Source organism: Pseudoalteromonas sp. BZA4, from assembly GCF_040104395.1.
Lineage (GTDB): Bacteria > Pseudomonadota > Gammaproteobacteria > Enterobacterales > Alteromonadaceae > Pseudoalteromonas.
Window position 1 is genome coordinate 17,555 of sequence record NZ_JBECOT010000012.1, and the last position, 13,928, is coordinate 31,482.

Annotated in this window: 17 protein-coding genes; 2 read left to right on the forward strand and 15 right to left on the reverse strand. The window is 40.6% G+C overall.

Annotated elements, in window-relative coordinates; all coding sequences use genetic code 11:
- The 5 genes from apt to ABMY41_RS07260 all read right to left on the reverse strand — a co-directional run bounded on the left by apt (position 1) and on the right by ABMY41_RS07260 (position 3,073).
- The gene (apt, locus tag ABMY41_RS07240) at positions 1-546 is read right to left on the reverse strand and encodes an adenine phosphoribosyltransferase (protein WP_054551549.1); all 546 of its coding nucleotides are present in this window, start codon (positions 544-546) and stop codon (positions 1-3) included.
- Between the two features lie 161 nt (positions 547-707).
- Entirely contained in the window at positions 708-830 is a 123-nt protein-coding gene (locus tag ABMY41_RS07245; RefSeq protein ID WP_254907726.1) for a hypothetical protein, read from the reverse strand.
- Positions 831-915: 85 nt separating this feature from the next.
- Complete coding sequence (locus ABMY41_RS07250) at positions 916-1,674, reverse strand: putative DNA-binding domain-containing protein (protein ID WP_349274408.1); 759 nt, start codon at positions 1,672-1,674, stop codon at positions 916-918.
- Positions 1,667-2,530, reverse strand: coding sequence for a DUF692 domain-containing protein (locus ABMY41_RS07255; RefSeq protein ID WP_175082178.1), 864 nt, complete (start codon positions 2,528-2,530; stop codon positions 1,667-1,669). Before ABMY41_RS07255 ends, ABMY41_RS07250 begins: the two co-directional genes overlap by 8 nt.
- Before the next feature lie 54 nt (positions 2,531-2,584).
- A complete protein-coding gene (locus ABMY41_RS07260; RefSeq protein ID WP_349274409.1) occupies positions 2,585-3,073 on the reverse strand; it encodes a hypothetical protein in 489 nt (162 codons plus the stop codon).
- A 173-nt stretch (positions 3,074-3,246) separates the two neighbouring features.
- Here ABMY41_RS07260 and ABMY41_RS07265 point away from each other — a divergent pair, with 173 nt between their 5' ends.
- A complete protein-coding gene (locus tag ABMY41_RS07265; RefSeq protein WP_062564203.1) occupies positions 3,247-4,224 on the forward strand; it encodes a tRNA-dihydrouridine synthase in 978 nt (325 codons plus the stop codon).
- A gap of 51 nt (positions 4,225-4,275) precedes the next feature.
- On the forward strand, positions 4,276-4,611 hold the full coding sequence (locus tag ABMY41_RS07270) for a TraR/DksA C4-type zinc finger protein (RefSeq protein WP_054561739.1): 336 nt from the start codon (positions 4,276-4,278) through the stop codon (positions 4,609-4,611).
- 14 nt (positions 4,612-4,625) lie between these two features.
- Here ABMY41_RS07270 and ABMY41_RS07275 read toward each other — a convergent pair whose 3' ends face one another.
- The 10 genes from ABMY41_RS07275 to pyrC form a co-directional block, all read right to left on the reverse strand.
- The gene (locus tag ABMY41_RS07275; RefSeq protein ID WP_349274410.1) at positions 4,626-5,630 is read right to left on the reverse strand and encodes a hypothetical protein; all 1,005 of its coding nucleotides are present in this window, start codon (positions 5,628-5,630) and stop codon (positions 4,626-4,628) included.
- Between the two features lie 56 nt (positions 5,631-5,686).
- Complete coding sequence (locus ABMY41_RS07280; protein ID WP_289098064.1) at positions 5,687-6,946, reverse strand: tetratricopeptide repeat protein; 1,260 nt, start codon at positions 6,944-6,946, stop codon at positions 5,687-5,689.
- Positions 6,947-6,957: 11 nt separating this feature from the next.
- Positions 6,958-7,575, reverse strand: coding sequence for an energy transducer TonB (locus tag ABMY41_RS07285; protein WP_287245851.1), 618 nt, complete (start codon positions 7,573-7,575; stop codon positions 6,958-6,960).
- Complete coding sequence (locus ABMY41_RS07290; protein WP_058585247.1) at positions 7,575-7,979, reverse strand: biopolymer transporter ExbD; 405 nt, start codon at positions 7,977-7,979, stop codon at positions 7,575-7,577. Before ABMY41_RS07290 ends, ABMY41_RS07285 begins: the two co-directional genes overlap by 1 nt.
- A 14-nt stretch (positions 7,980-7,993) precedes the next feature.
- Entirely contained in the window at positions 7,994-8,518 is a 525-nt protein-coding gene (locus tag ABMY41_RS07295) for a MotA/TolQ/ExbB proton channel family protein (RefSeq protein WP_058585248.1), read from the reverse strand.
- Positions 8,518-9,882 carry a MotA/TolQ/ExbB proton channel family protein gene (locus ABMY41_RS07300; protein WP_058585249.1) on the reverse strand — a complete coding sequence of 455 codons (1,365 nt, stop codon included), beginning with the start codon at positions 9,880-9,882 and terminating at the stop codon, positions 8,518-8,520. Before ABMY41_RS07300 ends, ABMY41_RS07295 begins: the two co-directional genes overlap by 1 nt.
- Before the next feature lie 6 nt (positions 9,883-9,888).
- Positions 9,889-10,659 (reverse strand): DUF3450 domain-containing protein, encoded by a 771-nt coding sequence (locus tag ABMY41_RS07305; protein ID WP_058585250.1) that lies wholly within the window; start codon positions 10,657-10,659, stop codon positions 9,889-9,891.
- Positions 10,660-11,133: 474 nt separating this feature from the next.
- On the reverse strand, positions 11,134-11,748 hold the full coding sequence (locus tag ABMY41_RS07310) for a response regulator transcription factor (protein WP_063705929.1): 615 nt from the start codon (positions 11,746-11,748) through the stop codon (positions 11,134-11,136).
- A 438-nt stretch (positions 11,749-12,186) separates the two neighbouring features.
- Positions 12,187-12,396, reverse strand: coding sequence for a cold-shock protein (locus ABMY41_RS07315; RefSeq protein WP_036967526.1), 210 nt, complete (start codon positions 12,394-12,396; stop codon positions 12,187-12,189).
- Positions 12,397-12,736: 340 nt separating this feature from the next.
- Positions 12,737-13,783, reverse strand: coding sequence for a dihydroorotase (gene pyrC, locus ABMY41_RS07320; RefSeq protein WP_055196831.1), 1,047 nt, complete (start codon positions 13,781-13,783; stop codon positions 12,737-12,739).
- Between the last annotated feature and the right edge of the window lie 145 nt (positions 13,784-13,928).

The following is a 13,928-nucleotide window of genomic DNA, read 5'->3' on the forward strand; positions in this document are numbered from 1 at the left end:
TTATTCGCCTTCGAATTCAACCAACTTTAAGATTTTGATGCCCATATCAGCAACTCGTTGTTCACCACCAAGCTCAGGTAAAGAAACAACAAATGCTGCATCAGTTGCGTTACCGCCTAGTTTAGCAACTAATTTTGCAGTTGCTTCGATTGTGCCACCTGTCGCCAGTAAGTCATCTACCAGTAACACTTTATCGCCAGGGACAATTGCGTCTGTATGAAGCTCAAGAATATCTTCACCATACTCTAATTGGTAACTTTGTGAAATCACTTCGCGAGGAAGTTTGCCTGGTTTACGAACTGGAATGAATGGAATACCTAGTGCATAAGAAAGTGGTGCACCGAAGATAAAACCACGAGATTCAGTACCGATGATTTTTGTAAAACCTTGGTCTTTATATGCTGCAATAAAGCTGTCGATAGTTGCTTTAAATGCGTCAGCATTAGCCATTAAAGTTGTTACGTCGCGGAACATAATGCCCGGCTTTGGGTAATCAGCGATCGTTGCAATGCTCTGTTTGATGAGCGTTGAAGTTGCTTGAGTCATAATTATACTGCTCAAAAAGTTTATCTAACAAAGCTCGAGAGTATAACATCACCTTAGGGGAAAGTCGGTAGCAAGTTTCGAAATTAATCACTTAACAAGAAATATCAACTATAAAAAAGGCTGCATTATGCAGCCTATTGTCTTAAATTTGCTTGCGCAGATTAAGATAAAGAAGTGATCCAACCAAGAATAGCGTTTAGACAGCCAATGCCACCGAATACAGCTAAAAACGCAATGAAATAAGTTGCATTGAACGGATCTTTAAAGTCTTTATCATTCGACATAGTTACTACCTTTATTTAAGCACGACAAAATAAGGCGCACATAATAGTCGAACTGCCCTCATCAATAAAGAGCTTTAGCCGATTTTCAAACCAATGTATTAGTCACCACAATGCCGCGCTCTGCCATGGCACTTAAGGTATTAAGCGCTCCCTGATACAGCTGCTCTTGGCTAAATTGAGGCGCATGCTCTGCAACTGCTTGGCATACATCATTTAAATCTGCACCCGGCTGAGATTCTATAATATTAAGAAGTAATGCGGTCATCGCATTTGTCGATAAAAATTGTACTTCGTCATCGCTATCACGATAAACCACAAAGTAACTTGGTTGTGCTGCCGGTTCACTTGGTTGATTATCTGCACTGATGGTATGAACAGGAAAACTGTAACTCAAGTTACGCGCAAGTGAACTTAAGAATAATGCAGAGCTTGTCACTTGATGAGCCGATAAGCTCACTTCTTCTGCCACCTCTTGAGCAACCGATACATCAAGCTCAACCCATTCATAGTGCGCTAGTTCTAACATAAACGCGGGATCATCGCTTTGCACTTCATAGTCATTAGCAAGGAAGGCCAAAAACTCCCCTGCAATATCTAAAAAATAAGGTGATTTACAATCATGCAGGCTAAAAAACTGCCTAACGAGTCTGTACCAAGCTTGCTCTGAATATAAACTTTTTAGTACTGGATACGCAGAGCTAACAAAGCCATCCACATTGTTAAAAAATAAGTCTCGGTAAATCGCCATCCGGCGCTCTTCAATATCGCTAGGCTTAGCATGTTGCTGAGGGTCGCGGATATGCGCCATAAACGCTTGCTGTACTTGAGTAAAATGTTCAGGCACTGTGTTTCACCCTTGCTTGGTTTTGCTTGCTCGCTGTTTGCTGCAGTGCTTCAATGGTTTTTAGCTCGGTTAACAACTCACTCATCGGCGGAATATTAAAATCACGCTCTAACAAGGTGGGAAATACCCCATGAACTTCATAAGCTTTTTCAAGTAATTGCCAAACAGGATCGATAACTGGCGCACCGTGGGTATCAACCAGTAAATCTTCTGCCTCAGTGTAGTGGCCCGCAACATGCCCATAGGCAATACGTTTTGTTGGTAACGCCGCTAGGAATTGCTCAGCGTCGTAACCATGATTAATCGAATTAACGTAAATGTTATTCACGTCGAGCAGTAGTTTACAATCCGCTTCTTCTAAAACGGCATTGGTAAATTCAAGTTCTGTCATTTGCTGGCCGGGCGCGCCATAGTAAGAGACATTTTCGATGGCAATTGGCTGCTCTAGAATATCTTGTACTTGCATAATACGAGAGGCCACATGTTTAATTGCATCTTCAGTAAACGGAATAGGCATTAAATCGTACATATGCCCTTCGCCCGAGCAGTAGCTTAAGTGTTCGCTGAATAAACGAATATTATGCTCTTTAAAGAAAGCTTTTAGCGATTGCACAAAGTCAATATCAAGTGCTGCAGGTGAGCCAATCGACAACGATAAACCATGGCATACAAAGGCATGTTGTTCGGTAAGCTGTTTAAATTGTTTACCAAAACGCCCGCCTAGCTTGAGCCAATTTTCTGGTGCAACTTCTAAAAACTCAATGGGTTTTGGAACATCAATGAGCATTTCATCAAGCATTTCTCGGCGCAAACCTAAACCAACCTGCCCAAAATCAGCTACTGATTCTTTTAACATACTACCTCCTACTAAAAAGGGCCTTTACGGCCCTTTTAAAAGCTAAATGAGCGCTTAGTGGTTAGAACCACATTTACCTTCGCCACACTTACCTTCTTTAGCTTTCTTTTTGTCTGCGCCACATTTACCTTCGCCGCACTTTCCTTCTTTAGCTGCTTTTTTGTCTGCGCCACATTTACCTTCGCCGCACTTGCCTTCTTTAGCTGCTTTTTTGTCTGCGCCGCATTTACCTTCACCGCACTTGCCTTCTTTAGCTGCTTTTTTGTCTACGCCACATTTACCTTCGCCGCACTTGCCTTCTTTAGCTGCTTTTTTGTCTGCGCCGCATTTACCTTCGCCACATTTGCCTTCTTTTTCGGCTTTTTTATCGCCGCCGCATTTACCTTCACCACATTTACCTTCTGCGGCGTCTAGTTGATAGCCTGCTTGCATTTGCTGAAATTCAAATGGATTTGCACTGGCATCAGTGGCTGCAAAACTTGACGCACCTACTACAACCGCACCTAATGTTAATGCAATTGAATTTTTCTTAACTGTGTTCATTCGATGACTCTCTTTTTTATAAAGGGTTATTAAACAAGACCCGAGAACTAAAAATTACTTTCAAAATTTTTATAATTATTTTCTGAAACTGCCAAGAATGCAAATTACGATTTATAAAACAATCCAGAACAGCTAGAATACGCGTCCTAATTTTTGATGAGTTAACAGGTATCATGCGACTAGTTTTAGCACCGATGGAAGGCGTTGTGGATTTTAAAATGCGACAACTCCTAACTGATTTAGGTGGATTTGATTTATGCGTAACAGAGTTTGTTCGTGTCGTTGAAGACACACTGCCCGAGCGCGTATTTCATCGCTATTGTCCGGAGCTGAAAACAGGTGGCTATACCCGTGCAGGTACGCCAGTGCGTATTCAGTTGCTAGGTCAAGTTGCCGATGCTTTGGCAGCAAATGCTGTTAAAGCAATACGCCTAGGCTCTCATGGCATCGACTTAAATTTTGGTTGCCCTGCTAAAACAGTGAACAAAAGTAAAGGTGGTGCGGTACTGTTAAAAGACCCTGAGCACATGTACGAAATTATTAAAGCCGTACGTGATGCTGTTGATCCTTGCCATGAAGTTAGTGCCAAAATTAGGCTTGGTTTTGATGATGATAGTAATAGCCAAGAAATTGTTGATGCTGTTGTTAGCGCGGGTGCTTCAAGTCTTGCTATTCATGCCAGAACTAAAAGAGATGGTTACAACCCACCGGCATACTGGGAAAAAATCCCCCCATTGATCAAAGATAAAAATATTTCGGTCGTTGCTAACGGCGAAATTTGGCAAGTTGAAGATGCCATGCTTTGTCAAAAGCGCAGTCATTGCCAAGACCTAATGCTTGGTCGTGGTGCATTAGCGATGCCTGATTTAGCAAAACAAATAAAATCTCATGCAGAAAATGAGCATTACACTCCGATGTTATGGGAGCATGTGATATACCACATTATTCATTCATCTATGCATCAAGACGAGAGCAAGTGTGAAAAGTATTTTGCTTCTCGTACTAAGCAGTGGCTCGGCTACTTAAAACGCCAATACCCACAAGCTAACGCACTTTTTGATGAGATCCGCCGCCTAAAAGCCAAAGATGAAGTTGCAGATGTACTAAGAAAGTACGCGAAAGCGCCGAGTATTGATACAAATCATAATTAGCCAATCGATTTTGTTTGATAATACTAGTATTGCCCACTTGGAAGAAAAGCGATGAACAATACTGAAATTCAAACAAAGTTATCTGCGGAACTTGCGCAGGTTAGACAACGTTTACTCGATATGCTGGCTAATTCTGATCAAGCTTATCATCAGCAACTGCTATCGCAACTCAAGGATAATCCCCCTTCAGACTGGTTAGAGCTGACAGCAAATAATCTCGGTTCTGAGTATCAAATATTGATTGCTCGAATAGAAAAGTTAGAAGCAGCACTATGCCAAATCGATATTGGGCAGTATGGCTATTGCTGTGATTGTGAAGAAAAAATTGATGACGAACGTTTACTTGCAGATCCTGCAAGCCAACGCTGTCGACGTTGCGCTCCATAGAGCGCAGCGCTGTACTAATTTATAAAAATAAAGCTCATCGCAGGATAAAGCACGATATCCTCAATTAACCAATCAGCTTGCTGCTGATCTACACCTAAACGCTTCATCAAGTTAACACGTGCTTGCTGTTCACTCCACGTGTGATAATGAATACCTAAGTCAGTTTCCATCATAACTTGCCAGAAGTATTGCTCGCCTTGTGTTAATTTACGCTTACTTTTGAGCGGGTCGAGATAATCAAGTTGCCAATCAAGGCCTGTGTGCTGATGATTTTCTACAAAATAATTCATTACTAATGGTTTAGCGTGAGAGTCTGATACAGGTAATACAAAATCTGCACTCTGCGATTGCTTTAACGAAGCCTGTATCTCACTTAACCAATTTAAAGGTGGCTTAGTTTCACCACTAAAGTAATTAAGTTTACTTTGATACCAATCTTTACCGTTTGCCAAACCAACTAAACCAAGTTTTGTACGCGGTTTATACTGAGTTAAATATTGATTAAGTTTGTTTAGTGCTGCTTGTACACTGTCATCGCTATTATCAAGGTACGATTTGACCATATTATGTAAAAGCGTTAATTCGATTTTATTTAATTTCAGATTGCTTTGCTCAGCTGCAATTAACTGTGTTTCAACTAACTCTAGCCAGTTAGCTAGTGCATTTTCTGAGTAGTCATCTAATGAACGAGCTTGGCTAATAACATCACGTTGTACAGGCCATACAAAGTAACGCTCAGGATAACGCTCAGCAATAATTAAATAATTTAATTGCGCCTGTTGTGACACATCTAACTTAGTCGCTTTTAGTCCTTGATAAGCTTGATGACGCGCTTGCAAATAACTTTCTGAGAAAGGCCAGCTAGCAGCTTCACTTTGCTGTTCTTGAGTCGATAATAAATTATTAATAGTTTGCAGCGCTTGCTGCCCTTCACTAAATGTTTTGAAACCTGATGTTTGCTCAGAGCAAGCTATCAGCATCAGACTTGCGACAACTAATAATACGATCTGTCTTAGCATTTTAAAATTCCATAAAAAAAGCCCCAGAGGGGCTTTTTAGTTTAAAACAACATCAATTAGATTTTTACACCGTTACGAGCGGCTTTATCTTTGATGAAGGTTGACCAGCTCTTCGCGAAACGACGCGTGCGCGGATCATCCATTGCTTTAGTGATAGCGTTGTAAGCTTGCTTGTACTTCTCTTGGTAGTAGTAAGCTTCAGCTAAATCAGAGTAGATAGTTCCTTTTTTGTCAGAACCTAACTCTAATGCCTTGTTCAAACGAACAACGGCTGCACTATAGTTTTGCGATTGTAAAAGTAATGAACCCGCTTTGCGGTAAAGCTCTGCATCATCATCAAATTTAGCCGCTTCTTCATAGTATTTAGCTGCTTTTTCAATATCTTTAGAACGGTGGTAGTTAGATGCCACTGCACTGATATTTTGCTTGTTACGGACAACTTTTTCTTCGTTGATTGCCTTTTCAAGCACGACTGCTGCTTTGTAAGGAATTTCATTTAACGAATAGAAGTTAGAAAGTACTTTGTATTCAACTTCGTTTTCAAAATAGCCATTTTTGTAGGCAACTTCCATGGTCGCTAGACCTTTCTTGAAGTCTTCGGTTTGTAGATAGTATTTACCTAAACCTACCCAGGCTTTTTTGTCTTCAGGCCAAACACGAACAATCTCTTCAGCTACTTCTACCATATTTTTGTACTGTTTGAGTTCAAAATAGGCAGCTAGCTTTAATTGGTAAGCAGCCTTTGCAGGCTCCTTAGCCAATTCAATTGCTTTGTCTGCAGCAGGAAGAACCTCTTTGAAAAGTTTTAACTCGTAGTTTGCTTGCGCAATACGTGTATAAACTTTGTCGTCTTCCTCACCTGTGAAGTCCATCCAATCTGCATAAGCTTCTTTCGCTTTTGCATATTGCTCAGTACCCGCGTACATATCACCAAGAAGTTTTAAACCTTGCTCTTGGTCAGCAAAATTCAAGACATCTGGCTTAACTGCCGCTGAGATATGCTTTATAGCCAATTGATACTGCTCTTTTTGAGCGTACATTTGACCTAAGTAACGATCAACTGTTGCCTTATCGAATTCATCCGAAGGATCAATTTCTTTAAGTAGTGCAATCGCTTCATCAAGCTTTTCTTCGTTATACAAGTCAAACGCTTTAATAACTTTCTTACCAACGCGCTCGCCCATTACTTTAGTTTTTGCTTTTTTACGCGCTTCAATCTTCGCATAATCTGGCGCCGCTAAAGCAGGTGCAGTGAAAGCTACACCTGAGAGAGACATAAGAAGCGCAAGTGCAGTTACTTTAGATAAATTTCTCATTACTCGCCTCCTTAGTTACCTTGGTTAAGTTTAAAGTCTAGTTGTACTTGAAGACCAAATTGCTTTTGTGGTTTACCATCAATTACTTTTGGACGGTACTTCCACTTACGTAGCGCACGTTTAGCTTCGCGGTCGAAGATACGTTTAGGATCTGCGTCGATCACTTCAACATCTTCTACACCACCTACTTCATTGATAGTAAATGAAAGTTGTACCCAACCTTCTTTACCGTCACGCGCTGCTTGCGTAGGGTATTTTGGTTCAATACGAACGATAGGTGTAGCATCACCATCACGTCCAAATGCACCTGGACCACTTAAGCCACCGGCTGTGCTACCCACATCGATGCTTGGCATATTAAATGACAATCCACCAGTGTTTGGGTTGCTGTTCTCCGGCTGAGGCGGCTGCGGTTTAGGCGGCTGCTTTGGCGGTGGCGGAGGCGGAGGCGGAACACGCTTCCTCTCCTGCACCTTAGATTCAGGCGGATTCGTCATAATTTCGACTACAATCTGTTCTTTTTGTTCAGTCGCACGGTCAGCTCCACCGGAGATGAGGTACGCCATGAAGTAGAACAAGCCGAAAGTAACTGCCCCACCTGCAATCAGTGAAAACAGAAAACGAATCATTACTGATCTCCAGCTATTGAAATTCTTAGGTTATCACCCGTTGCTTTAATCTGGTCCATAACTTTAACCACTACGCCGTGTTTTGCTTCTTTATCAGCTTGCAAAATTACAACTTCAGTAGGTTGTTCTGCTAATAAACTTTCGATTTTTGCTGAAACACGTTCAACATCAACTTGTTGTTTATCAATCCAGATTGCACCATCAGCACGGATAGCAACAAAAATATTTGCATTTTTTTGCTTCGTAGCTTGGGCCGCTTTAGGTTTATTGACTTCGATACCAGCCTCTTTAACGAACGATGTAGTTACGATAAAGAAAATAAGCATGATAAATACGATGTCAAGCATTGGCGTCATGTCAACCGCTGCTTCTTCTTCTTCACGAAAACGTTGTTTACGTGCCATATTTAATTCTCTCTCTAGTGATGAGGCATGCTATCTACAAGTTTAGCTTTCGCCATTCTCGCTCTCGCTTCTAAACGTGAGCTAAAGAATACTCCAGATAGTGCCGCAACCATTCCAGCCATTGTTGGGATTGTTGCCATTGAAATACCTGATGCCATTAAACGTGCGTTACCAGTACCTTGAGTAGCCATGGTTTCGAAAACCGCGATCATACCCGTTACAGTACCTAATAAGCCGATTAAAGGACAAACAGCTACTAATGTCTTAATCAACAACATACGCTGATCTAATTTTTCAGACGCTTCAGAAATCCATGCTTCACGGATTCTGTGTGCGTACCAAGACGTAGTGTCTTGGCGGGCATCCCACTTAGCTACGATGTTCTTCGTCATACGAGGAAACTCAGCTAGTAGGAACCAATAGCGCTCAATCATTAAAACCCACATAAGAAAGAGTGCTATCGCGACCACGTATAATACCTGGCCGCCTGTGCCAACAAAATCCCTGATAGATTCCCAGATCTCCATCAGGACTAGCATTAGGCTTTCTCCTTCTCCGCGTGAGCAGCAATGATACCTGCGCTTTGCTCATCAAGGACATGTAGAACCGACTTACTACGACCCGCAACAATTGAGTGAAGTAGGATAAGTGGTAGAGCTGCAATTAGACCTAACGCTGTAGTAACAAGTGCTAGAGAGATATTACCAGCCATGATCTTCGGATCACCTGTACCGAACAATGTGATTGTTTGGAACGTTAGGATCATACCGATTACCGTACCTAGTAGACCTAGTAATGGAGCGATTGCTGCCAAGATCTTGATGATGTTGATACCAGCTTCGATGCGAGGCGTTTCACGTAGAATTGCTTCGTCAAGTTTAAGCTCAAGGTTTTCAACGTCTTGATTCTTGTTGTCAGCGTAAACCTTAAGAATACGACCCAGTGGGTTGTTTGTATTCGGAGTAGAAAGGTTCTTAAGCTGGCTCTTAATCTTAGTGCTAGTAAGCGCAAGATCAATAAAGCGAACGATGAAGATTAGTAAACCAACAGCAAGTAATAGCGTGATGATGTAACCTACTTCAGCACCTTGCTCATAGTATTCCATTAGTGATTTTTTCTGCGTGTTGATACGTAAAATCGCGCCACGAGTAGGGTCGATAAATACGCCTGTGTAGTTATCTGCAGAAGTGTTTTGTAAATCACTGATACCAGAAAGGATGTAGCTATCAGGTTGTTTACCTAGTGGTTGAATCGCTTTAGTTTCTGGAGAGTAGATTAAATAACCGTCGTCAGTTACTAAGTTGAAGTTACCGATACGAGTTACTTTCTTCACAGAAGATGAACCGTCAAGACCAGCAACTTCAGTTTCGAAAGTTGATACCTTAGCTGACTCTGTCATTTCAGTTTGAAGTGCAATCCAAAGTTCTTCTAATTCACGAACAGTTGGAAGCTCTTTTGCAGCAGCTAGTGAACGAAGTACTTCAGCACGTCCAGGCTTTTCAGCAGATACTAATGATGCTTCGATTGTACCGATTGCATCAGCTGCAGAACGACGAACAACACCGAACATTTCGCCTAATGTACCTTGTGCATTAAGAAGCTCTTGCTCTTTTTCTGCTAGAGTATTTTCGTTTTGCGCATACTCTTTAGATAAACGGTCACCACGTGCTTTTTCAGCAGCTAGGTCACTTTTTGCTTTGTTAAGTAACGCTTGCTTGTCAGCACGAGCTGAAAGGAACTCTTGTTCACGTTGCTTGTTTAATTTACCTTCAGAGATACGTTCTTGCTTAACTTGCTCAAGAATTTTGTCTAAAGCACCAGTATTTGCATGTGCATTAAGCGCGGTACCTGCAGAAACAGATAGTACTGCTGCAACAGCAAAACCTTTAAATAGTTTCTTCATTATTGATTACTCCGCGCCAAAAATTGGTAGTTTAACAAGTTCTAATGTCGCTTGTTTACGTGCCATACGAATAACTTCTTTAACAGGTTTTAGGTATTCTTCACCTAATTCTTTCCACTGTTTAGTGTTGTTATCCCAAACCCACGCGTGCTTAAGGTCAAATGACTGAGCTACGTAAGTGATACGACCTAAACGACCGAAGTCAACGTTGATGCTCTTGCCATCAATTTCAAGAGTACCTTGAGAAGCTGTTACAGCTGAACTGTATGCTGCTTCTACAGTATACGCTTCTAGAACTTGGCGGAATTTTTCAGATGTAGTAACTGAAGCTGACGCCATGATGTCACGAAGTCTTTCAACACGTCCAAGACGAGTTTCTAGATTGAACGGAACGTCCGCTTTGATGAATTGCTCAAGCGTATCGATCATGCGATACATCAAAGGCACAACGTTTTGTTTCGTGTTATCGATAGTTGCGATTTGACGGTCAAACGATTCGATTGAAGCATTTTGGTCAGCGACCAAACGTGCTACGTGATCGTTATAAACCTTCATTAGCTCAGTTTCGTCAACAATGCTACGGTACTCAGCGATTAGCTCTTGAGTTTGACCATATACATTGTCAATTTTAGTTTGAGACTTAACAGCAGCCTTTTGAATTTGTTGACCTGCATTTTGCACATCTTTCAAAGGATCTGCAATCACATTGCTGCTTGCAAATGCAAAAGCGCCAACCAACGCTGATGCTACAAGACTCTTTCTGATTTTAACAGACATAGTTCCCAACCAATTAAGTAATGTTACTTTTATAATTTAATTACCCTCCGAAGAGGACAACCCTGATATCTTTTAATAGATATCAACTTTCCAATAATGCTAAATGCATCAGAGTCTGTCAACTTGATGTTCGGCTTTCATCGGAAAAATTTGGTGACTCGTCGTTGCTATGAAAACAGCCAAAACAACAAATTAACAAAAATATAACAGGGATATTCAAGATACACTTCTATAGCCCTTTACTGGCGAACATTGCATTCATGTAAGGTTCAACCTTAAACATAAATGTAACATTTTATGAAATCTGAAAACGCTGAAGAAAAATGAAAAAAAAATTCAGTTTGTTCATCTAACAAATCTGTTTAGAAGAATTTTTATTCATCCACAAGCCATTCCTGCTCAATAACCAGTCAAATCAGAGACTAAACACAAGAATGAGGGAGTGGAGACCTCTCACCACTATGGGTGAGAGAATCAAAATACAGCGCGGTCTTTAACTAGCTTTGCAAGTGAGATAATTGAATCAACTTCAAGCTTTTCAAATATTTTAGCTTTATATGTACTTACCGTTTTGTTGCTAATGAAGAGCTTTTCACCGATGTCTTTGTTCGATAAACCTTGTAGTAAATAGTTCATCACTGCGAGTTCACGTTCAGTGAGTAACTCGTCTATGTCTTTTTCAGACGCTATTAGGTGCTCTTGTGGAAAGAAAGTATAGCCACGCAAAATCATTTCAACTGCAGAGGAGATATCTTCAAGGCTTTCGGCCTTGTTAACAAATCCTTGAGCGCCTAGCTTTGCTGCAGTGCGAATAATATGTTTGTCTTGCTTAGCAGATAAAAACAATACTTTGCCAGTAAACCCACTACTGACTGCGCGCTTATATAAACTAAAGCCATCTGAGTCTTCTAACTCAATGTCTAAAATTGCCAGCGCTACATTATTACTTTTTAAAAACTGCAATGCTTCCTTTTGACTTCCAACAGCTTGTACTTCGTTAACTAGTGTAGACTTAGCGAGTACCATTTTAATTGCTGTTGCCACCATCGGATGGTCGTCTACCAAAAGTATATTGTTTCCTATGCTCATCGATTAGCAAACCTTCATTATATTTCATCAAACAAGTATAAGTTACTCAGCATTTATTCCACATGTGGATAATTTAAGTTTAGCGGGTTATTTCTAGATTGCTGAAAATAACTATAAACTTTTTGCTGATCACTTTAAGGTTTGATGAAAACTACTAACTAAACATAACAGATGATGTCATGTTAAAAATAAATCTCATCTGTAAAGCATATAATACTTTAGTTATGGAGAGTAGCTTTTAGGGCATAGAATGTGAAGTTCTAGCTTATTGGCTGATTAATTTAGTCTTAAACAATGCCTTTGGAGGAATATAATTTCGGTACAGCTTGATTTATTGGTGCTTATTGGAGGTTAAAACTTGAGGTTTGGCAGGAGATTGAATGAATTTTTGGTGAAACAGAAACTGTTTCACCAAAATGCTTAGGTTCGCATAATTAATTATGCTACTTCTACGTTCTCAGCTTCAGGGCCTTTTTGACCTTGTTTGATGCCGAAAGATACTTGCTGACCTTCGCTTAGAGTGCGGAAGCCTGTACCTGTGATAGCGCTGAAGTGTACGAATACATCAGGGCCATTTTCTTGTTCAATAAAACCGAAACCTTTAGCTTCGTTGAAGAACTTAACTTTACCAGTAACCGTGTTTGACATACCAAATTTTCCTGTAAGTCAATTATTAAAATTCAGCCATAATGGCTCTATCCTCCCTGAGTGAATGCCCAAAAAACTTGGGGTAAAGTACAGGAAGAACCAATAACCAAACCGGTAACCGTACAGCCGCACATTATCCGTAAATTCAATACGCAAAAACTCAAAGCAATTTAAGACTAACACATTAAATTGCTTTTAGCTCTATTAATCGAAAATAATTTTAAGGTCAACTGCCTAAACAAAAATATATGACAGTACTATTTATAAGCAATTAATTATCAATGAAAAAAGCCCATCAAATAGATGGGCTTTTAAATCTCAATTTATAGCTTGCTAAAACTTACTTAACTTGCCAATCCATTTGCGCCTCTGCTTTGATTGGCACTACTTCTGAATCACCTAGTTTATAGCTTGCTGGTACTGTCCAGCTCTCTTTTACCAATGTAATGGTATCTTGGTTTCGAGGCATACCGTAGAAGTCTGGGCCAAAATGGCTCGCGAAACCTTCCAGCTTGTCTAAAGCACCCGCTTCTTCAAACGCTTCAGCATAAAGCTCAATAGCTGCGTGAGCAGTATAAGCCCCTGCACAACCACAGGCCGCTTCTTTTTTGTCTTTGTAATGTGGTGCAGAATCAGTACCTAAGAAGAACTTTTTGCTACCACTTGTTGCAGCACCAATTAACGCTTGCTGGTGAATGTTACGCTTTAGAATAGGTAAGCAGTAATAATGCGGGCGAATACCACCTGCTAGCATATGATTACGGTTATACAGAAGGTGATGAGCAGTAATTGTTGCAGCAACATTCTCTGGTGCATTATTAACAAACTCTACTGCATCTTTCGTGGTGATGTGCTCAAGCACAATTTTAAGACTCGGGAAGTCATTTACCACGTCCGCTAGAATTGTTTCTAAAAATACCTTCTCACGGTCAAAAATATCAATTGATGAATCGGTTACTTCACCATGTACTAACAGTAACATCCCTACTTCTTGCATTGCCTCAAGTACAGGGTAAATGTTTTTGATTGAGGTTACACCTGAATCTGAGTTGGTAGTCGCACCAGCCGGGTACAACTTAGCAGCAACAATTTTACCTGTTGCTTTAGCTTTTTTAATTTCTTCTGGTGTAGTTTTATCTGTTAGGTAAAGCACCATTAATGGTTCAAAGTTACCTTGTGGGCCCGCAGCTTTAATTCGCTCGTAGTAAGATAAAGCAGTGTCTGTGCAGGTTGCCGGTGGAACAAGGTTCGGCATGATGATCGCGCGCCCCATGTAACGGCTAGCATCACGAACGGTATCAACGAGTTGCTCGCCATCACGTAAATGAATGTGCCAATCATCTGGGCGTGTAATTGTTAGAGTTTGCATCGAATTTAAATCTGACATTGCTGGTTTCCACGGCTAAAGTTAGGGGGATAGCGTAAACGCTGAGTAAATAACCTCACTTATTTACCCAAGTTCATATTCAGGTGCCTAGTTTACACCAGTTCCAGTTTTTTTTGAAAATAACTTTGTGGATAGTTTGATAGTA